General features: G+C 74.9%; 17 protein-coding genes (1 of these 17 cut by a window edge). 3 read left to right on the top strand and 14 right to left on the bottom strand.

Annotated features, from left to right (window positions below; genetic code table 11):
- The 10 genes in view from I4I82_RS28905 to argC are tightly spaced (at most 41 nt apart) and all read right to left on the bottom strand, a layout consistent with a single transcriptional unit that may run on beyond the window.
- On the bottom strand, positions 1-572 hold the 5' portion of the coding sequence (locus I4I82_RS28905; protein WP_218591070.1) for a DNA-3-methyladenine glycosylase. It extends 49 nt beyond the left edge of the window; the window shows 572 of its 621 coding nt (coding positions 1-572); it begins with the start codon at positions 570-572; its stop codon lies off the left edge, out of view.
- Positions 569-1,819, bottom strand: coding sequence for an aspartate aminotransferase type Ic (locus I4I82_RS28900; RefSeq protein ID WP_218591069.1), 1,251 nt, complete (start codon positions 1,817-1,819; stop codon positions 569-571). The genes I4I82_RS28905 and I4I82_RS28900 overlap by 4 nt, the downstream gene beginning before the upstream one ends.
- Positions 1,820-1,844: 25 nt before the next feature.
- Entirely contained in the window at positions 1,845-3,251 is a 1,407-nt protein-coding gene (gene argH, locus I4I82_RS28895; protein ID WP_218591068.1) for an argininosuccinate lyase, read from the bottom strand.
- Positions 3,251-4,690 carry an argininosuccinate synthase gene (argG, locus tag I4I82_RS28890; protein WP_218591067.1) on the bottom strand — a complete coding sequence of 480 codons (1,440 nt, stop codon included), beginning with the start codon at positions 4,688-4,690 and terminating at the stop codon, positions 3,251-3,253. Before argG ends, argH begins: the two co-directional genes overlap by 1 nt.
- Before the next feature lie 41 nt (positions 4,691-4,731).
- A complete protein-coding gene (locus tag I4I82_RS28885; RefSeq protein WP_218591066.1) occupies positions 4,732-5,217 on the bottom strand; it encodes an arginine repressor in 486 nt (161 codons plus the stop codon).
- Positions 5,214-6,137 carry an ornithine carbamoyltransferase gene (gene argF, locus I4I82_RS28880; RefSeq protein WP_218591065.1) on the bottom strand — a complete coding sequence of 308 codons (924 nt, stop codon included), beginning with the start codon at positions 6,135-6,137 and terminating at the stop codon, positions 5,214-5,216. Before argF ends, I4I82_RS28885 begins: the two co-directional genes overlap by 4 nt.
- Complete coding sequence (locus I4I82_RS28875) at positions 6,134-7,318, bottom strand: acetylornithine transaminase (RefSeq protein WP_218591064.1); 1,185 nt, start codon at positions 7,316-7,318, stop codon at positions 6,134-6,136. The genes argF and I4I82_RS28875 overlap by 4 nt, the downstream gene beginning before the upstream one ends.
- Positions 7,315-8,205 carry an acetylglutamate kinase gene (argB, locus tag I4I82_RS28870; RefSeq protein ID WP_218591063.1) on the bottom strand — a complete coding sequence of 297 codons (891 nt, stop codon included), beginning with the start codon at positions 8,203-8,205 and terminating at the stop codon, positions 7,315-7,317. The genes I4I82_RS28875 and argB overlap by 4 nt, the downstream gene beginning before the upstream one ends.
- Positions 8,189-9,349 (bottom strand): bifunctional glutamate N-acetyltransferase/amino-acid acetyltransferase ArgJ, encoded by a 1,161-nt coding sequence (gene argJ / locus I4I82_RS28865; protein WP_218591062.1) that lies wholly within the window; start codon positions 9,347-9,349, stop codon positions 8,189-8,191. The genes argB and argJ overlap by 17 nt, the downstream gene beginning before the upstream one ends.
- The gene (gene argC / locus I4I82_RS28860; protein WP_218591061.1) at positions 9,346-10,371 is read right to left on the bottom strand and encodes an N-acetyl-gamma-glutamyl-phosphate reductase; all 1,026 of its coding nucleotides are present in this window, start codon (positions 10,369-10,371) and stop codon (positions 9,346-9,348) included. Before argC ends, argJ begins: the two co-directional genes overlap by 4 nt.
- A 415-nt stretch (positions 10,372-10,786) precedes the next feature.
- On the opposite strand from argC, the gene I4I82_RS28855 reads away from it, so the two are divergent.
- Entirely contained in the window at positions 10,787-11,470 is a 684-nt protein-coding gene (locus I4I82_RS28855; protein WP_226370307.1) for a DNA alkylation repair protein, read from the top strand.
- A 90-nt stretch (positions 11,471-11,560) separates the two neighbouring features.
- Positions 11,561-12,133 carry a hypothetical protein gene (locus I4I82_RS28850; protein WP_218591060.1) on the top strand — a complete coding sequence of 191 codons (573 nt, stop codon included), beginning with the start codon at positions 11,561-11,563 and terminating at the stop codon, positions 12,131-12,133.
- A 10-nt stretch (positions 12,134-12,143) separates the two neighbouring features.
- Here I4I82_RS28850 and I4I82_RS28845 read toward each other — a convergent pair whose 3' ends face one another.
- From I4I82_RS28845 to pheS, 3 genes are all read right to left on the bottom strand, one after another.
- Positions 12,144-13,607, bottom strand: coding sequence for a carboxylesterase/lipase family protein (locus I4I82_RS28845; protein ID WP_218591059.1), 1,464 nt, complete (start codon positions 13,605-13,607; stop codon positions 12,144-12,146).
- Positions 13,608-13,679: 72 nt separating this feature from the next.
- The gene (gene pheT, locus I4I82_RS28840; protein ID WP_218591058.1) at positions 13,680-16,166 is read right to left on the bottom strand and encodes a phenylalanine--tRNA ligase subunit beta; all 2,487 of its coding nucleotides are present in this window, start codon (positions 16,164-16,166) and stop codon (positions 13,680-13,682) included.
- An 8-nt stretch (positions 16,167-16,174) separates the two neighbouring features.
- Entirely contained in the window at positions 16,175-17,209 is a 1,035-nt protein-coding gene (pheS, locus tag I4I82_RS28835) for a phenylalanine--tRNA ligase subunit alpha (protein ID WP_218591057.1), read from the bottom strand.
- Between the two features lie 127 nt (positions 17,210-17,336).
- On the opposite strand from pheS, the gene I4I82_RS28830 reads away from it, so the two are divergent.
- Positions 17,337-18,737 (top strand): N,N-dimethylformamidase beta subunit family domain-containing protein, encoded by a 1,401-nt coding sequence (locus I4I82_RS28830; RefSeq protein ID WP_218596245.1) that lies wholly within the window; start codon positions 17,337-17,339, stop codon positions 18,735-18,737.
- On the opposite strand, the gene I4I82_RS28825 is transcribed toward I4I82_RS28830, so the two are convergent.
- On the bottom strand, positions 18,694-20,400 hold the full coding sequence (locus I4I82_RS28825; protein ID WP_218594452.1) for a carbamoyltransferase family protein: 1,707 nt from the start codon (positions 20,398-20,400) through the stop codon (positions 18,694-18,696). The two genes, I4I82_RS28830 and I4I82_RS28825, sit on opposite strands and share 44 nt — an antisense overlap.
- Positions 20,401-20,402 lie beyond the last annotated feature (2 nt).

The raw sequence follows: 20,402 nt of genomic DNA, 5'->3' as shown, positions 1-20,402 counted from the left end.
GGGGCGCCGTCGACCCAGAACCGCCACGGCAGCTCCCGCGCCCCGGCCACCCCGACCCGCGGGCCCGTGCGGATCCGCGACGCCGGCACCGGTGGTCCGGACAGGACGCGCACCGGCGACGCCGCGCTCGTCACGTCGACGCCGTTGTGCTCGCGGTCGAGCCCCAGCAGCGACGCGAGACGGGCGGGCCCGCGGGCGAGGTCGGTGTCGCGCCGCGCGGTGGGGCGGCGGGTCCGAGCGACCGTGAGGTCGGACACCACCTCCCCCGCGCGCATCAGCACCGCGCCCGCCTCCCCCTCGTCGAGGCAGCTGACGTTGGCGCAGAAGTGCATGCCGTAGACGAAGTAGACGTACAGGTGCCCGGCCGGCCCGAACATCACGCTGTTGCGCGGAGTCCGCCCCCGGTAGCTGTGCGACGCCGGGTCGTCGGCCCCGCGGTACGCCTCGACCTCGACGAGCCGCACCGCGACCGTGCCGTCCGGGGTGTCCGCCTCCACGGTGCACCCCAGCAGCCGCACGGCCGCGGGGAGGACGTCGGTGCTCAGCTCCTCGCGGTCGAGGAGCGCGCTCACGCCTGCTTCGCCAGCGCCAGCTTCACGCACACCGCGACGCCGGCCATCGCCTTCTCCACCTCGTCGAGCGGCGGGAAGGTCGGCGCCAGCCGGATGATCGCGTCCTGCGGGTCCTCGCCACCGGGGTGCGTGGCGCCGGCCGGTGTGAGCGAGATCCCGGCCTCGCGGGCCAGGCGCACGATCTCGGTGGCCGTGCCCGCGGGCACCGTCAGCGTGACGAAGTAGCCGCCCTTCGGCGAGGACCAGGACACACCGGGAGTGTCGGCGAAGTTCTCGGTGAGGATCTGCTCCAGCACGGCGAACTTCGGGGCGATCAGCTCCCGGTGGCGCGCCATGTGCGCGGCGACACCCGCGGCGTCGCCGAAGAACAGGGCGTGGCGCAGGTGGTTGACCTTGTCCGGGCCGATGGTGCGCTTGCCGGTGAGCGCGAGCCACCACTTGACGTTGGCGGGCGACGCCCCCAGGAACGCGACGCCGGCGCCCGCGAGTGTGATCTTCGACGTCGAGCCGAAGACGAAGGGCCGGTCGGCGTGGCCCGCCGCGTCGGCCAGGGCCAGCACGTCGGCGACCTCGATCGCGTCCTCGGTGAGGTGGTGCACCGCGTAGGCGTTGTCCCACATGATCCGGAAGTCCGGGGCGGCCGCCGGCATCGACGCGAGGCGGCGCGTCGTCTCGTCGGAGTAGACGACGCCGTCGGGGTTGGCGTACTTCGGCACGCACCAGATGCCCTTGATCGACGGGTCCTCGGCCACGAGCCGCTCGACGACGTCCATGTCCGGGCCCTCGGGCGTCATCGGGACGGCGAGCAGTTCTATGCCGAGGCGGTCGCAGACCGCGAAGTGCCGGTCGTAACCGGGGACGGGCGCGAGGAAGACGACCCGCTCCTCGTCGACCCAGCGGCGCTCGGCGCCGGGCAGCGGCGAGAGCAGCGCGTGCACCAGCGTGTCGTGCATGAGCTCGAGGCTCGAGTTGCCGAACGCGATCAGCTGGTCGACCGGCACCTGCAGCGACGGCGCGAAGATCTCGCGCAGCTCCCTGAGCCCCTGCAGGCCCTGGTAGTTGCGGGTGTCGGTGCCGTCGTCGGCCTTGTAGCGCTCCCCGGGCAGACCGAGGATCGCCGACGAGAGGTCGAGCTGGGCGGCCGAGGGCTTGCCGCGCGTGAGGTCGAGCTTCATGCCCTGCGCGACGAGGGCGTCGTAGTCGGCCTGGGCGCCGGCCAGGTCGGGGCGGGCCAGATCCGTGCTCATGAGGGTCCTCCGGTCGTTGCCGAGATCAGGGCGAGACAGTGCTGCGGGCGGTGGCCGCGGCGGCGCGCAGGTCGTCGAGCTGCTCGGCGACGCGCTCCCCCGCGGTCCCCCCGCGGGCGTTGCGCGAGGCTATCGAGCCCGCCACCGTGAGCACCTCGCGCACCCCGGGCGTGAGCGCGGGGTGCACGGCGGCGAGCTCGGCGTCGGTGAGGTCGGCCAGGCCGACCGAGCGGCTCTCGGCGGCCCGGACGCAGCCGCCCGCCGCCTCGTGCGCCACGCGGAACGGCACGCCCTGGCGCACCAGCCACTCGGCGACGTCGGTGGCGAGGGTGAACCCGGCCGGGGCCAGCTCGGCGAGCCGGTCGGTGTGGAACGTGAGCGTGGCGACCATGCCGGCGACGGCGGGCAGCAGGAGCTCCAGCTGCTCGACGGAGTCGAACAGCGGCTCCTTGTCCTCCTGCAGGTCGCGGTTGTAGGCCAGCGGCATGCCCTTCAGCGTGGCCAGCAGCCCGGTGAGGTTGCCGATCAGCCGACCCGCCTTGCCCCGCGCCAGCTCCGCGACGTCGGGGTTCTTCTTCTGCGGCATGATCGAGCTACCGGTGGAGTAGGCGTCGTCGAGGGTGACGTAGGAGAACTCCGCCGTGGCCCAGATGATCACCTCCTCCGCGAGGCGCGAGAGGTCGACCGCGACCATGGCCAGCACGAACGCCGCCTCGGCCGCGAAGTCGCGCGACGCGGTGCCGTCGATGGAGTTGGCGCTGCTGGAGGCGAAGCCCAGCTCCGCGGCCACCGCCTCCGGGTCGAGCCCGAGCGATGAGCCCGCCAGCGCGCCCGACCCGTAGGGCGAGACGGCGGCACGGGCGTCCCAGTCGCGGAGGCGGTCGACGTCGCGCAGCAGCGCGTGGGCGTGCGCGGCCAGGTGGTGGCCGAGCAGCACCGGCTGCGCGTGCTGCAGGTGCGTGCGGCCGGGCATGGGCGCGTCCGGGTGCGCCGACGCCTGCGCGACGAGCGCGTCGACGACGTCGAGCACACCCGCGCCGACCCGGGCGGCCGCGTCGCGCAGCCACATCCGGAACAGCGTGGCCACCTGGTCGTTGCGCGAGCGGCCGGCGCGCAGCTTGCCGCCCAGCTCCGGGCCCGCGCGCTCGATGAGCCCGCGCTCCAGGGCGGAGTGCACGTCCTCGTCGTCGGGGGCCGGGCCGAACGCGCCCGACTCCACGTCGGCGCCGAGCTTCGCCAGCGCGTCGAGCATGCCGGTGAGCTCGGCGTCGGTGAGCAGGCCGGCCGAGGCCAGCACGCGGGCGTGCGCCATCGACCCGCGGACGTCGTAGGGGGCGAGGCGCCAGTCGAAGTGCGTGGACTTCGACAGCGCCGCCAGCGCGTCGGCCGGGCCCGAGGCGAACCGCCCGCCCCAGAGCGCGGAGCCCGCCATCAGTCGGTACCCGCTTCCAGTGCTGCGTCGTCGAGGGACTTGCCCGCGTCGAGCTCGCCCGTGCCGTCCTCGGTGGCCGCCGCGATCCGGTCGAAGCCGCCCGAGGGCAGCTCCCCGAAGAGCGTGCCGTGCTCGACGAGCACCGTGCCCTGGTCGTGCGGCTGCCCGGCGTAGGCCTCGAGCTTCGCGCGGGAGTCGGCGATGTCCAGGTTGCGCATGGTGAGCTGGCCGATGCGGTCGGTCGGGCCGAAGGCGGCGTTCTCGACGCGCTCCATCGACAGCCGGTCGGGGTGGTAGGAGAAGCCGCTGCCCTGGGTGTCGAGGACCGTGTAGTCGTCGCCGCGGCGCAGGCGCAGCGTGACCGTGCCGGTGACGAGGGAGGCGATCCAGCGCTGGATCGACTCGCGGATCATCAGCGCCTGCGGGTCGAGCCAGCGCCCCTCGTAGAGCAGGCGGCCGAGCTTGCGCCCCTCGGAGTGGTAGGCCGCCACCGTGTCCTCGTTGTGGATGGCGTTGATCAGCCGCTCGTAGGCGGCGAACAGCAGCGCCATGCCGGGCGCCTCGTAGATGCCGCGGGACTTGGCCTCGATGATCCGGTTCTCGATCTGGTCGGACATGCCCAGGCCGTGGCGGCCGCCGATCTCGTTGGCCGCCAGCACGAGGTCGACCGGGTCGGCGAACCGCGTGCCGTTGATCGCGACGGGCTTCCCGCCCTCGAACGTGACGGCGACGTCCTCGGCCTCGATGGCCACCGACGCGTCCCAGAACTTCGCGCCCATGATCGGCTCGATGGTCTCCAGGGAGACGTCGAGGTGCTCGAGGGTCTTGGCCTCGTGCGTGGCGCCCCAGATGTTGGCGTCGGTGGAGTACGCCTTCTCGGCCGAGTCGCGGTAGGGCAGGCCGTGCGCGGTGAGCCAGCGACTCATCTCGTCGCGCCCGCCGAGCTCGTGGACGAAGTCGGCGTCGAGCCAGGGCTTGTAGATGCGCAGCTCGGGGTTGGCGAGCAGGCCGTAGCGGTAGAACCGCTCGATGTCGTTGCCCTTGAACGTGGAGCCGTCGCCCCAGATGTTCACGTCGTCGGCCTGCATCGCGCGCACCAGCAGCGTGCCGGTGACGGCGCGGCCCAACGGGGTGGTGTTGAAGTAGGTGCGGCCCCCGGAGCGGATGTGGAAGGCGCCGCACGCGAGCGCGGCCAGGCCCTCCTCGACCAGCTGCGGCCGGATGTCGACGACCCGGGCGATCTCGGCGCCGTACTGCTTGGCGCGGCCGGGAACCCCGGACATGTCGCGCTCGTCGTACTGGCCGAGGTCGGCGGTGTAGGTGCACGGGATCCCGCCGCTCTCGCGCATCCAGGCGACCGCCACGGAGGTGTCGAGCCCTCCGGAGAAGGCGATGCCGATGCGCTCGCCCTTCGGGAGGGAGGTCAGGACCTTGCTCACGGGTGACAGCTCCTAGGTCGGAGTTCGGGGTTCGGTTCGGGTCAGAGCCCGCGCAGGATCGCGACGAGCTCTGCGCCGGTGAGCGGCTCGCGGGCCACCACCAGCAGGGTGTCGTCGCCGGCGATGGTGCCGACGACGTCGTGCAGTGCGGCGCGGTCCAGCGCGCTGGCCAGGAACGACGCACCACCGGGCGGCGTGCGCAGGACCGCCAGGTTCCCACTCGCGTCCGCGGACACGAGCAGGTCCCCCAGCAACCGCGCCAGGCGGGCGGTGCCGCCCTCGATCCCGCGCACCGGGCTGCCGTCGTCGGGGATGACGTAGACGGGCGTGCCGCCGTCGGCCCCGCGGAGCTTGACCGCACCCAGCTCGTCGAGGTCGCGCGAGAGCGTGGCCTGCGTGGTGCCGATGCCGTCGGCCTCGAGCATGGCCAGCAGGTCGCTCTGGCTGTGGACCCGGCGCTGGGCGATCAGCTCCACGATCCGGGCCTGGCGCGACGCGCGGGACCGGCCGCCCTGCACCGCGGTCATCGCCGGACCAGCAACCAGGTGAGCAGCGCCTTCTGCGCGTGCAGCCGGTTCTCCGCCTCGTCCCACACCGCGCTCCGCGGCCCGTCGATCACCTCGTCGGTGATCTCGTCGCCGCGGTGGGCGGGCAGGCAGTGCAGCACGATCGCGCTCGCGTCGGCCTTGGCCAGCAGCCCGTCGTCGATCTGCAGCGGCCGGAACGGCGCCGCCCGGTCGAGCCCGTCGTCCTCCTGGCCCATGGAGACCCAGGTGTCGGTGACCAGCACCTGTGCCCCCTCGGCGGCGGCCGCCGGATCGGCGACGAGCTCCACCGAGCCGCCGGTGTCGCCGGCGCGGTGCTTGGCGTCGCGCAGGACCTCGGCGTCGGGGTCGAAGCCCTCGGGTGCGCAGATCCGCACCGTCATGCCCGCCGTCGTCCCGCCCAGCAGCAGCGAGTGCGCCATGTTGTTGGCGCCGTCGCCGAGGTAGGTCAGGGTGAGCCCGGCGAGGCGGCCGAAGCGCTCGCGGACCGTCTGCAGGTCGGCGAGGACCTGGCAGGGGTGGAACTGGTCGGTGAGGGCGTTGACGACGGGCACGGTGGCCGCCGACGCCATCTCCTCGATCCGCGACTGGTCGCCGGTGCGCCACACGATCGCGTCGACGTAGCGCGACAGCACGCGCGCGGTGTCGGCGATGGTTTCCCCGCGCCCGAGCTGGCTGGCCCTGCCGTCGACGATCAGCGCGGTGCCGCCGAGCTGCGCGATGCCGACCTCGAACGAGATGCGCGTGCGCGTGGAGGCCTTGTCGAACACCACCGCGATCGGGCGCGGGCCCTCCAGCGGCCGGTGGCCGTAGCGGTCGGCCTTCATCACGTCGGCGAGGTCGAGGACCTCCCGCTGCTCGGCGGGGGTGAGGTCGTCGTCGCGCAGGAGGTGGCGGGTCACGTCGGCCCGCCCTCGCCTGCCCGGTCCAGGATCCCGGGCAGCGCCGTGAGGAACTCCCCCGCCTGGGCCTCGGTGAGCACCAGCGGCGGCGCGAGCCGGACGCGGTCGGGCACGGCGTTGTTGACGAGGAACCCGGCGTCGCGCGCGGCGGAGGCGACGGCGGCCGACACGGGCTGGGTGAGGCCGATCCCGATGTGCAGGCCGGCCCCGCTGACGCCGCTCACCAGCGGGTGCGCGAGGTCCTCGACGCCCGCCGCGATCGTCTTGCCGACGAGGCTGACCTGCTCGAGCAGCCCGTCGGAGGCGATCGTGGCGAGCACGGCCAGCGCCGCGGCGCAGCACACGGGGTTGCCGCCGAAGGTGGTGCCGTGCTGGCCCGGCTCCAGCAGCGAGGCCGCCGCGCCGATGCCGATGCAGGCACCGATCGGCAGGCCGCCGCCGAGGCCCTTGGCCAGCGTGACGACGTCGGGAACGAACCCCGCCGCCTGGTGGGCGAACCATGCGCCGGTGCGGCCGATGCCGGTCTGCACCTCGTCGAGGACGAGCAGTGCGCCGCGCGCGGCGGTGATCTCGCGGGCCGCGCGCAGGTAACCCTCGGGCGGCACGACGACGCCGGCCTCGCCCATGATCGGCTCGAGGAACACCGCGGCCGTGTCGGACGTGACGGCGGCGTCGAGCGCGGCGACGTCACCGAACGGGATGTGCGTGACGCCGGGCACGAGCGGCTCGAACGGCGCGCGCTTGGGGGGCTGGCCGGTGAGCGCGAGCGCGCCCATCGTCCGCCCGTGAAACGCGCCCTCGCAGGCTACGACGCCGGGCCGCCCGGTGCGCCGCGCGATCTTGAACGCGGCCTCGTTGGCCTCGGCACCGGAGTTGCAGAAGAGCACACGCGCGTCGGGGGCGTCGAGCAGCTCCAGCAGCTTCTCGGCCAGGGCCAGCGGTGGCTCGGTGATGTAGAGGTTGCTGGTGTGCCCCAGCGTCGAGAGCTGCGTGGTGACGGCCTCGACGACGGCGGGGTGCGCGTGCCCGAGCGCGTTGACGGCGATGCCGCCGAGCAGGTCGAGGTAGCGGCGGCCGTCGGCGTCCCACACCTCGGCGCCGGATCCGCGCACCAGGATGAGCGGCGGCGTGCCGTAGTTGTCCATGAGCGCGTGCTGCCAGCGCTCGGCGTGGGTGGTCACGGGATCACCATCGTTCCGACTCCCTCGTGGGTGAACACTTCCAGCAGGACCGAGTGCGGCACCCGGCCGTCGATCACGTGGGCCTGGGGGACGCCGCCGCGCACCGCGCGCAGGCAGGCCTCCATCTTCGGCGCCATCCCCGCCTCCAGCCCCGGGAGCATCGGCTCCAGCTCGCCCGCGGTGAGCTCGCTGATCACCGAGTCGGGGTCGGGGTAGTCGGCGTAGAGGCCGACGACGTCGGTGAGGACGACGAGCTTCGCCGCGCCCAGCGCCGAGGCGAGCGCGGCGGCCGCGCTGTCGGCGTTGATGTTGTAGACCTGCCCGTCGACGTCGGGCGCGATGCCCGCGACGACCGGGATCCGCCCGGCGCGGACGATGTCGAGCACCGCGTCGGGGCTGACCTCGACGACGTCGCCGACCAGCCCGATGTCGACGGCCTCACCGCCCACCAGCGCCGTGCGCTTCTCGGCGGTGAACAGGCCGGCGTCCTCCCCGGACAGGCCGACGGCGTAGGGCCCGTGCTGGTTGATCAGCCCGACGAGCTCGCGCCCGACCTGGCCGACCAGCACCATCCGCACCACGTCGATCGTCTCGGGCGTGGTGACGCGCAGCCCGCCGCGGAACTCGCCGGGCAGGCCCAGGCGCGTCAGCATCGCGCTGATCTGCGGGCCGCCGCCGTGCACGACCACCGGCAGGATCCCGGCCAGGCGCAGGAACACCATGTCGCGGGCGAACGCCTGCTTGAGCTCCTCGTCGATCATGGCGTTGCCGCCGTACTTCACGACGACGACGCGCCCGTGGAAGCGCTGCAGCCAGGGCAGGGCCTCGGCGAGGATGCCGGCCTTCTCCCCCGCGCGGGCGAGCCGCTGCTCAAGAGGGGTACGCACTGTTCTCCTCCACGTAGGCGTGCGAGAGGTCGGTCGTGAGGATCTCGCCCGCCCCCTCGCCCAGGCCGAGCGCGACGGCGACGAGGATGTCGGTGCCGGACAGGTCGACCGAGGTCCGTCCGCCCGCGGCGACCCCGCCGACGCACAGCGGGACCCCGTTGACGGTGATGTCGAGGCGGTCGGGGTCGACGGCGGCGTCGGAGTAGCCGACGGCCGCGGCGATCCGGCCCCAGTTGGCGTCGGAACCGAACAGGGCGGTCTTCACCAGGCTGTCGCGCGCGACCGTCCGGGCGACGACGACGGCCTCGTCCTCGCTCGCGGCGCCGGTGACCCGCACCGTGATCCGCTTCGTGACGCCCTCGGCGTCGGCCTGCATCTGCCGGGCCAGGTCGCGGCACACGTCGGTGACGGCGGCGGTGAACTCCGCCGGGTCGGGCCGCACCCCGGACGCGCCGGAGGACAGCAGCAGCACGGTGTCGTTGGTGGACATCGAGCCGTCGACGTCGAGCCGGTCGAAGCTCACGCGGACCGCGGCGCGCAGGGCGGCGTCGAGCTCCGGGGCGTCGAGCAGGGCGTCGGTGGTGAGGACCGAGAGCATCGTGGCCATCGACGGGGCGATCATGCCGGCACCCTTGGTCATGCCGCCGACCCGCCAGCCCGCCTCCGACGCCGCGTCGGCCTGCTTGGCGACGGTGTCGGTGGTCATGATCGCGGTGGCGGCGGCGGTGCCCGCGTCCTCGCCCGTCGTGAGCGCGCCGTGGGCCTTCTCGACCCCGGCCAGGACGGTGTCGCGCGGCAGCTGCGCACCGATCAGCCCGGTGGAGCAGATCGCCACCTCGACCGCGCCGCACCCCAGCAGCTCGGCCGCCCGCTCGGCCGTGGCGTGCGCGACCTGGAAGCCCTCGGGGCCCGTGCAGGCGTTGGCGCCGCCGGAGTTGAGGACGACCGCGCGCAGCGCGCCGGACGTGAGGACCTGCTCGGACCAGAGGACGGGCGCGGCCTTGACCTTGTTGCGGGTGAAGACGCCCGCGGCGGCCGTGTGGGGGCCGTCGTTGACGACGAGGGCGAGGTCGGGGTTGCCGCTGGACTTGATGCCGGCCGCGACGCCGGACGCCCGGAAGCCCTGCGCCGATGTGACGCTCACGGCGCCACCCCCGTCAGCGGGAGGCCGGCCGTCTCGGGCAGGCCGAGCGCCAGGTTCATGCACTGCACGGCGGCGCCGGCGGTGCCCTTCGTGAGGTTGTCGATCGCGGCGACGACGATCAGCCGGCCGGCGTCGGGGTCGACGGTGGCCTGCAGGTGCACCGTGTTGGCGCCGAGTGTGGCGGCCGTGGTGGGCCAGACCCCCTCGGGCAGCAGGTGCACGAACGGCTCGTCGGCGTAGGCCTTGGCGTAGACCTCGCGGACCTCGTCGACGCTCGCCGACGTGCGCGCCGAGCAGGACGCGAGGATGCCGCGGGGCAGCGGGGCGAGGACCGGCGTGAAGCTCACGTCGACAGTCCTACCGGCGACCCCCGACAGGTTCTGCACGATCTCGGGCGTGTGGCGGTGCCCGCCGCCGACCCCGTAGGCCGACAGCGAGCCCATGACCTCGGCGCCGAGCAGGTGCGGCTTGAGCGACCTGCCCGCCCCGGACGTGCCGGTGACGGCCGTGACGACGACCGACGGCTCGGCGAGTCCCGCGGCCAGCGCCGGGAACAGGGCGAGGCTGATCGCCGTCGGGTAGCAGCCGGGGACGGCGACGCGGCGGGTGCCGCGCAGCGCGTCGCGGGCGCCGGGCAGCTCGGGCAGGCCGTAGGGCCAGCTCCCGGCGTGCTCGCCGCCGTACCAGCGCTCCCAGGCGGCCGGGTCGGTGAGGCGGTGGTCGGCGCCGCAGTCGACGACGACGGTCTCGTCACCGAGCCGCGCCGCCAGCGCCGCGGAGTGCCCGTGGGGCAGCGCCAGGAAGACGACGTCGTGACCCGCGAGGGTCTCCGGTGTCGTGTCGAGGAGGACCCGGTCGGCCAGTGGCAGCAGGTGCGGCTGGTGCTCGCCCAGCGTCGTCCCCGCGCTCCCCCCGGCCGTCAGGGCCCCGATCTCGACGTCGGGATGGGCCAGCAGCAGCCGGAGGACCTCTCCTCCGGCGTACCCGCTGGCCCCGGCCACCGCGATCCGCACCATGTGCATGACTATGCACGGTCGTGCAACCTGATGCAACCGACTTGTTCATGGACGGTGATCGCCGGGACCGTGCCCTCGGCGCCCTCGCCGCGACCCTGGTGGCGCGGTCTCGGCGGCCGGGCGGGCCGCAGATCGGCGCGGGGCCTCGAACTGCGCACCTCGTGGCGGGTTGCGCACGTGCGGCCGTGCGCGGGAGGCCAACAGGTGCGCATTTCGTGCTCAGCCCCGTGATTCTCACCGGCCGCAGCTGGATGCTGGGCGACACGACCGCGGTGTGCGGACGGCGGCCGTCATGTCGCGGTGATCACCGGGACCGCACCGTCAGCGCCTCCGACGACCCTGGTGGCGCTATCTCGGTGATCTTCCGACCCACGACGCCGGCGTGGGCGGTTCTGTCGGTGCCCGGTCGTACCGTCCTCCTGTGACCGATCTCGCCTCCGCCGTCCGCTCCGGCCTGGCCGCCCTGGCCGATCCGGAGGCGGCGGGGCCGATGCAGCGGTACATGAAGTCGGCGATGCCGTTCCGGGGGGTGCCGAAGCCGGCCCGGGAGCGGTTGGTGCGGGAGCTGGTCGCCACGCGGGAGGTGCCGTCGGCCGAGGAGTTCGGCGAGGCGGTGCGGGCGCTGTGGGACGGGGCGGAGTACCGGGAGGAGCGCTACGTCGCGCTCACCCTCACCGGGCACCGGAGGTGCGCGCCGCCGCAGGACGCGTCGTGGGTGCCGCTCTACCGGCACTGGATCGTCAGCGGGGCGTGGTGGGACTTCACGGACGAGATCGCCGCCCGCCGCATCGGGCCGCTGCTGCGGGCCGATCCCGACGCCCTGACGCCGGTGCTGCGGGCCTGGGCGCGCGACGACGACCGCTGGCTCCGGCGCACAGCGGTGATCGCGCAGCTCGGATCCGGGCCCGGCACCGACCTCGCGCTGCTCACCGACACGATCGAGGCCACCCTCGACGACCCCGACTTCTTCCTGCGCAAGGGCATCGGCTGGGCGCTGCGCCGGCACGGGCGGGTCGACCCGGACTGGGTGCGGGCGTTCGTCGACGCGCACCCGGCGCTGTCGCCGCTGTCGCGCAAGGAGGCCCTCAAGCACCTGGGCGGCTGACGGGTTGTGCCGAACGGCCACGGGAGGCGGGGGTGCGCGGCTACCGTCCCGTCCGTGGGGAGCCGGGCAGTTCGCGGACGGTGGCCGACGGTGTCGGTGCTGGTCGCGGCGGCGCTCGCGCTCACCGGCTGCGCCGCCGTCGTCCCGGGGGCCGGGCGGCCGGCCGCGCCGGTGGTCGTGACGGCGACGCCGGACCCGCTCGGCAGCACCGCGCCCGAGACCGCGGACGAGCCCCCGCGCCCGGCCCTCGCCGCCGACGTCCTCCCCGACGAGTGCCTCGTCGACGCCCTGGCGTTCAGTGCGCTCCTCGGCGAGCCGGTGCTCCCACCGCGCCAGGTCGTGGTGACGCGCGCCGACGGTTCCCGCCCCACGAGCTGCGTCGCCACCTCCACCGCCGAGCCGCCGGAGCCGCTGGCGTCGGTCAACGTCTACGAGCCCCGGACCGGCACGCCCGCCGAGTTCGTACGGTCCGCCCCGCCGCAGGGCCGCCGCACCCTCGACGGCGCCGGCGAGGCGGCCGCGCTCGTCGACACCGCACCGGGCGTCACGCTGCAGCTCGCCGGCGCCCGCTTCGTCGTGACGATCGCGGTCCTCGACGGCGCCCCCGGCGACGACGCCTGGCGCACCGCCGCGGCCACCGCGCTCGCGGCCCTACCTGCCTGACCGGACCGCGCTACCGGATCCCCGCCCACAGCTCCCGCAGCTCGCCCCGCGGGTCGGTCAGCGTCTCGACCACGTCTCCGAACCGCCGGACCGCCCGGCCCTCGGCGTAGGGCGGCCAGCCCGGGTCGCCGGAGCGGGCGAAGGCCACCCACGCCGCGTGCATGGCGTCGGCCAGGGCCTGCGGCGGCGCGCCGCCGGAGAGGTCGGAGCCCGCGGCGAGGGTGTCGAACACGAACCCGATCTCCAGCGCGTGGCACGAGCCCAGCCGCCCGTCGAGGACCGGTGTGGTCCAGTCGAACTCGTAGACGTGCGCGCGCCCGTGCGCCTCGGCGAGCCGCACGGCGGGGATCCGGAAGAACCAGTCGCTCATGAGGTCGGCGAGGACGAGGCCGTCGGGTGTGCCGGGCCGCTCGGCGCGGTAGGCCTCGACGGCGCCGGCCGGCAGCCGGTACGCCCCGGCGACCGCCGCCATCGCGGCAGCGGTCACACGGTCGGCCGCGCCGGTCGGCACCAGGAAGAAGCGGTGCTCGTCGCGGTTGCTGCCGACGAGGACCGCGACGTCGGCACTCGCCCCCGCCGCGACCGCCTCGATCGGCAGCACCGGCAGCACCTCCCCGTCGACGACGGGCTCGAAGACCATCGAGTTGAGCGTGATCTCCCCCCAGCGAGCGGGATCGGGTGTGGTGGCCGACTGCGCGCTGAGCGCCTGCTGCGCCTCGACCAGCCGGGCGGGCTCCACCCCGGCGAACCCGTCGGCGGTGGGCGCGACGCCGACCTCCTCGGCCATGTACCCGGCAACCTTCGACGCCGTCGACGGGCTCAGCGCGTGGTGCGCGGCGCCGCTCTGCAGGATCGCGCGGCGGAACAGCCCGGCCGCCGACGGCATGGCCAGCAGCGCGCCGACGCTCATCCCGCCCGCGGACTCGCCGAACACCGTGACGGCGTCGGGGTCGCCGCCGAACGCCGCGATGTTGTCGCGCACCCAGCGCAGCGCCGCGACCTGGTCGAGCAGGCCGCGGTTGGGCGGGGCGTCGGGCAGGTGCAGGAAGCCCTCGGCGCCGAGGCGGTAGTTGACCGACACGAGCACGACGCCGTCGCGGGCGAACGCCGACCCGTCGTAGGAGGGGATGGAGTTGGAGCCGTTGACGAACGCGCCGCCGTGGATCCACACCATCACCGGCAGCCCGGACGCCGACGGGTCCGGCGTCCACACGTTGACGTTGAGGATCTCCTCCCCCGGCACCCGCACGACGGGCAGCAGGGCGGAGAAGGGCAGCGGGTAGCCGGGCGCGGGCGCGGTCGGCCCGTGCTCGAGCGCGTCGCGGACCCCCTCCCACGGCGTGACGGGCGCCGGCTCGCGGAACCGGAGCGGCCCGAACGGTGCCGCCGCGTAGGGGACGCCGAGGAACGCGGTGACGCCGTCGGCCGTGCGGCCGCGCAGCTCACCGGAGGGGGTCTTCACGACGGAGTGCATGCCCCGTTTCTACCTCGTGAGCGGCGATCGTGGCTCTGGCCACGATCGCCGCTCACGGGCGGCGGAGCCGCATCACGCCCGCAGCACCGCCGCGTGCCGCTCGGTGGCCATCGCCACTGCGGCGTCGCGGGCCGCGTTGGCCTCCTCGCTCGTCAGCGTCCGGTCGGGCGCGCGGAACCGCAGGGTGAACGCCAGCGACCGCTTGCCCGCGCCGACCTGCTCACCGGCGTACACGTCGAACAGGCGGACCGTCTCCAGCAGCTCACCGCCGCCGTCGACCAGCGCGTCGGTGAGCGCCGCGACCGGGACGGCGACGTCGGCGACCAGAGCCACATCGACCCCGACCGGTGGGTACGGCGACACCTGCGGCGCCGTGCGGCGCTCGCGCAGCGGCAGGGCGTCGAGGTCGAGCTCCATCGCGCAGGTGCGCGGCGGCAGCCCGAGCGCCTCGACGACCTTCGGGTGCAGCTCGCCCGCGTGCCCGACGATCCAGTCGCCCACGCGCAGCGCGGCGCACCGGCCGGGGTGCCACGGCGCGAGCGCGGCGGCGCTGACCCGCAGCTCGACCCCCGCGGCCTGCCCCACGAGCGTGGCGGCGGCGATCGCGTCGGCCCACCCGGCGGCGCGGCCGGGGCCCCACCAGCCGCGCGCCTCCCGGTCGCCGGCCAGCACCGCGGCCACGTGCAGCGGCTGCGCGGGCAGCGCGGCGCGGATCTGCGCGTACTCGGCGTCGGTGGGACGGCGGTCGACGGGCGGGTCCGGCATCGCGACGGGCTGGTGGTGCGGCAGCACGACCTGCCCGACGTGGTAGAGCGCGAGGTCGGCCGCACCGCGGGAGCGGTTGCGCACCAGCATGTCGAGAAGGCCCGGGAGCAGCGTCGACGTGAGCTCGGCGCGCTCGGCGTCGAGGGGGTTGAGCACGCGGACGGTGCGGCGGCGGACGTCGTCGGCGTCGAGCCCCAGCGCGTCCCACGCGGCGGGCCCGACGAACGGGAACGGCAGCACCTCGACGTACCCGGCCTCGGCCAGCGCGCGCGACACCGCGCGGCGCCGGGCCTGCGCCGGGGTGAGGCCGCGGCCGGGAGGGGCGGCGGGCAGCACGGACGGGATCACGTCGAGCCCCTCCAGCCGCAGCACCTCCTCGACGAGGTCGGCGGCCTGCACGAGGTCGGGGCGCCACGACGGCGGGGTCGCGAGCACCTGCGCGCGGCCGTCGTCGCCCGTGACGAGCTCGACGGCGCAGCCGACCTGGCCGAGCCGCCGGACCGTGGCGCCGCGCGGGTAGGCGTGACCGGCCACACGGTCGGGCAGGTCGAGCGGCATGGTGACCGCGGAGCGGGCGGGCACGGTGCCGACGTCGGTGCGGCCGCCGGCGATCGTGCCGCCGCCGTGCTCGACGAGCAGCTGCGCCGCCCGCTCGACGGCCGCGGGCGGCAGCTGCGGGTCGACGACGCGCTCGAAGCGCTTGGACGCCTCGCTGGGCAGCTTGTGCCGCCGCGCCGTGCGGGCGATGCCGGTGGGCTCCCAGTGCGCGCCCTCGAGCAGCACGTCGATCGTGCCGTCCGGACCCGGCCCGGCGATCTCGGTGGACGCCCCGCCCATCACGCCGGCCAGCGCGACCGGGCCGGAGTCGTCGGTGACCAGCAGGTCGTCCTCGTCGAGGGTGCGGGTGGCGTCGTCGAGCGTGACCAGCTGCTCGCCCGGCTTCGCCCGGCGCACCACGATCGGGCCGGACAGCCGCCCGGCGTCGAACGCGTGCAGCGGCTGGCCCAGCTCCAGCATCACGTAGTTCGTGACGTCGACGACGAGCGAGATCGGCCGCATCCCGGCGGCGAGCAACCGCCGCTGCATCCACCAGGGCGCGGGCAGGCGGGGGTCGACGCCGTCGACGCGCCGCGCGACGAACCGCGGGCAGCGCTCCGGCTCCTCGACGACGACCGGCCAGGCCTCCCCCTCGGCGGCGGGGACGATGACGCGCGCCGCCGGGTCGGAGAAGTCGGCGTCGAGCGCGCACGCCATCTCCCGGCCCAGACCGCGCAGGGAGAAGCAGTAGCCGCTGTCGGGGTTGACGTCGAGCTCGATCACCGGGTCGTCGACGCCGAGGAGCTCGCGGGCGTCGTCGCCGGGCTCCCCCGCGCCGGGCGGCAGCACGAGGATGCCGGCGTGGTCGGCGCCGATCCCGAGCTCGCGGACCGAGGCGATCATGCCGTCGGAGACGTGGCCGTAGGTCTTCCGCGCGGAGATCGCGAAGCCGCCGGGCAGGACCGCGCCGGGCAGCGCGACGACGACGAGGTCGCCCTCCGCGAAGTTCCGCGCGCCGCAGATGATGCCGTTGGTCTGCTCCGGGCCGACCTGGACCCGGCACCAGCGGATCGGCTTCTTGAGGCCGGTGAGCTCCTCGATCTCCAGGACGCGGCCGACGACGAGTGGACCGGTCAGCTCCGGGGCGCGGTGGACCTCCTCCACCTCGAAGCCGACGCGCACGAACGCCTCGGCGGTCTCGTCGACCGGCGGCAGGTCGCCGACGAGCTCGGACAGCCAGGACTGCGGGACTCGCACCAGTACTCCTAGATTCCGAAGGCGCGGGAGAAGCGGACGTCGCCCTCGACCATGTCGCGCATGTCGGGGATGCCGTTGCGGAACATGAGCGTGCGCTCCAGCCCCATGCCGAACGCGAAGCCCGAGTACACCTCGGGGTCGACGCCGCAGGCGCGCAGGACGTTGGGGTGCACCATTCCGCAGCCGCCCCACTCGACCCAGCCCGCGCCGCCCTTCTTCTCCGGGAACCACACGTCGGGTTCGGCGGAGGGCTCGGTGAACGGGAAGTACGACGGGCGCAGCCGGATCTTCGACGTCGTGCCGAACATCGCCCGCGCGAACGCGTCGAGCGTGCCCTTGAGGTGGGCCATGGTGAGGCCCTTGTCGATCGCGATGCCCTCGACCTGGTGGAACACCGGGGTGTGGGTGGCGTCGAGGGCGTCGGTGCGGAACGTGCGGCCGGGGCAGACGACGTAGACGGGCAGGTCGCGGTCGAGCAGCGACCGGATCTGCACCGGTGACGTATGGGTGCGCAGGACCGCGCCGGCGCCGCCCGCGTCGTCGGCGAGGTAGAACGTGTCCTGCATCGTCCGCGCCGGGTGGTCCTTGCCGAAGTTCAGCGCGTCGAAGTTGAGCCAGGACGACTCGACCTCGGGCCCCTCGGCCACCTCCCACCCCATCGCGACGAACACGTCGGCGATCTGCTCGGAGATCTGCGTGAGCGGGTGCCGGGCGCCGCGTGGCGTGCGGTCCCAGGGCAGCGTGACGTCGACGGCCTCCTCGGCCAGCACGCGCGCGTCGCGCTCCGCGGCGAGCACGGCGCGGCGGGCGTCGAACGCCTCCTGCGCCTCCTGGCGGGCGGCGTTGACGCGCTTGCCGGCGTCGGCGCGGTCGGGGCCGGGCAGCGAGCCCAGCTCGCGGCGGGCCAGCAGGAGCGGCGCCCGGTCGCCGAGGTGCGCGGGGCGGACCGCGGCGAGCTCCGCCAGGTCCGCGGCGCCGTCGAACGCCCCGCGGGCCGCCTGCACGGCTGCGGCGAGGACGTCGGGATCGAGCGCATCGGACATGGGAACCAGGGAACCTCTCGACCGCGGTGCAGGGCGAGGGGGATTCTAGGTGGACGTCCGGCGGCCGCCCGGACGCGCCCCGACGGCGCGGGTGGTTGCCCCGCCCCCGGCCGGGAACCCGGCGGCCGTGATCCTCGGATACCCGGACGACCCGACCGTCACCGCCGGGGGGCGGATCGTGCTGCGCGTGTCGACCGACGCCCCCGCGTTCCGGGTGCTGGTCTACCGCTGCGGCGTCCGCACCGAGCTCGTGCAGGCCACCGACTGGCTCCCCGGCCGGTCGGCGCCCCGGCTGCTGCCGTGCGAGGACTGGGACTGGCCGGCCCACGCGCTGGACGTGCCGGCCGACCGCGCCGCGGGCGTCCACGTCGCGGTGCTGGTGGAGGGCGACGGGCGGCGGGCCGTCCCGCAGGCGCCGCCGGACATCCCGCCCGACCCCGACGCGCGGACCGCGCGCGTGCTGTTCGTGGTACGCGCCCCGGCCGAGCGGCGGCCGCGGGTCCTCTACAAGCTGCCGCTGCTGACCTACCACGCCTACAACCTCGGGGTGCCCGACCCCGGACGGGCGTGGAGCCTCTACAGCCTGCCCGAACCGCGCCCGGCCGACGTACCGCCGACGGTCTCGGTGCGCCGGCCAGGCGGCGGCACCGGCGGGACACCGTGGGACGCGTTCAACCACGACCCGTTCGACCCCAGCCCACGCCAGACCTTCCGGCACTGGGACGCGCCGTTCCTCGCCTGGCTCGAGCAGCACGGCGTCGCCGTCGACCTCTGCACCGACCTCGACCTGCACCGCGACCCCGCCCTGCTCGACCGCTGCACGCTCCTGCTCTCGGCCGGGCACGACGAGTACTGGACCGACGCCATGCGCGACCGCACCGAGGAGTTCGTGGCCGACGGCGGCAACGTCGCGTTCTTCGGCGGCAACACGTGCTGGTGGCGCGTGGAGTTCGACGACGACCACGCGTTCCGCCGTGTCGCGAACTGGTGGGACCCGGCGGGCCCGGACCGCCCGGAGAACCACCTCACCGGCGTGAGCTTCCGCAACGGCGGCGAGCGCGACCGCGACGACCACCCCGTCCCCGTCGGGTACCGGGTCCAGCACGCCGACCACTGGGTCTGGGAGGGCACGGGCCTGGCCGACGGCGACGTCCTCGGCGACCGCCCCGGCGAGTACCTCGTCGGCTACGAGGCCGACGGCGCCCACTTCGACCGCTCCCGCACCGCGCGCGGGCTGCCCGCCCGCCCCACCGGCGACGACGGGACGCCCGCCGACTTCATCATCCTCGGCGTCGGCGACATCGCCCCCGGCGGCTGGGGCAACGGGAACGCCGCGGCCACGATGGGCCTGCACGGCGGGGGCGGGGGCGGGGGCACCGTCTTCACCGCGTCGACGACCGACTGGCCCCGGCTCCTCGCCGGCGGCACCTGCCCCGCGGTGGAGCAGGTGACGCACACCGTGGTGAGCCGGCTCTCGGCCCCGGCTAGGGCTTCCAGTCCGGCGGTACCGGCGCGGCGTCGCGCTTGACGACCAGGTGCCCGCCCAGCACCAGGGCGTGCATGTGCGTGCCGGTCAGCACGGCCAGCGAGTCGGCGGGGTGCTCGGTGAGGGGGTCGCCCTTGCCGTTGAGCGAGGTGTTGAGCAGCACCGGGCAGCCCGTGCGGGCGTCGAACGCGCGGAGCAGCGCGTGCAGGAACGGCGTGTGCCCGGGCTCCACGCTCTGGATCCGGGCGGTCCCGTCGACGTGGGTGATCGCGGGCAGGGCCGCGCGCTGCTCGGGCCGCACGTCGATGGCGAACTGCATGAACCGCACGGGCCGGTCGACGTCGAACACCTCCGCGGCGCGCTCGGCGAGCACGAGCGGGGCCAGCGGCCGGAACCACTCGCGGCCCTTCACGCGGAAGTTGATGAAGTCGCGCATCGCGGGGTGGCGGGCGTCGCCGAGGATGCTGCGGTGGCCCAGCGCGCGGGGCCCGGACTCGCTGCGCCCCTGGTGCACGGCGACGACGTGCCCGGCGGCGAGCAGGTCGGCCACCCGTCCCGCGAGCGCGGCGTCGTCGGCGGGGCGCTCCACCTGCAGCGCCGGGTCGGACTCCGCGGCGCGCACGGCCCCGTCGAGCTGCGCCTGCTCGGGCTCGGGGCCCAGGAAGTCGTCGGACCACCGGAACCCCGCCGGCTCCCCCAGGCACTCGATGAGCCCGTAGAGCGCGCAGCCCGCCGCCGTGCCGCCGTCGTGGGCGCTGGGCGGGATGAACACGTCGCGGAAGCCGCTCTCGCGCAGGATCCGGCCGTTGGCCGAGCAGTTCAGGGCGGTGCCGCCGGCGAAGACCAGGTCGGGCGTCCCGGTCCGGTCGCGCAGCCAGGCCGTGACCCGCAGGAGCGCGGTCTCGAAGGCGCGCTGGCCGACGGCGGCGAGGTCGGCCGCGTCCTGGAAGGAGCCCGGGCCCTGGAGGAAGTGGGAGAAGCGCGCCTGCTGGCCGAACACGTCGAGCCACTCGCGCGGGATCGACACCTCGTGCCCGTCGACGACGAGCTCGGGCAGGTCGAACGCGTCGGCTCGGCCGAACGGGGCCAGCCCCATGACCTTGCCCTCGCTGCCCTCGCCGGTGAACATCACGCGCGTCAGCAGGTAGTAGAAGCAGCCCAGGCCCGTCGGGTGGTCCCAGTCGCCGTCCCACAGCTGCTTGGCGAGGCACTCGGGCTGCCCGCCGCGCTCCCAGCGGTAGAACGACGACACCTCGAGCAGGTCCGGCGGCGTCTCCTCCCCGTAGCCGCAGACCTCGGTGAAGTCGCGCACGGGGCTGCCCTGCCCGTCGATCACCATCGCGGCGGCGGCGTCGAACGGGGAGGGCGGGAACGCGCTGTAGAGGTGCGAGAGGTGGTGGGAGATCGTCACGATCCGCGGCTCGTCCCGGAACGCCAGGGTGTCGCGGACCTCGTCGTGGTAGGCGTCGATGTGCTTGACCTCGTCGTCGGAGGAGAAGCACTCCACCACCAGGTCGACGGGCTCGCGCAGCGCCGGCATCGCGGGGCGGTAGAGCGTCGGGAGGTCGCCGAGGCGGCCCCAGTGGTGCTTGCGCCGGCTCAGGCGCTCCTTCTGCAGGGTGTACAGGGTGTCGGCGCCGCGCGCCACGGCGACGGCGCCGTCCTGCGTGCGGTTGATCCCCACGACGGTGGGCTCGGGTCGCATCG

It is taken from the genome of Pseudonocardia oceani (genome assembly GCF_019263585.2).
In the GTDB taxonomy this organism is placed as follows: Bacteria; Actinomycetota; Actinomycetes; order Mycobacteriales; family Pseudonocardiaceae; genus Pseudonocardia; species Pseudonocardia oceani.
The sequence above is the reverse complement of the archived record's forward strand: the minus strand, read 5'-3'. Positions and strand labels throughout refer to the sequence as shown.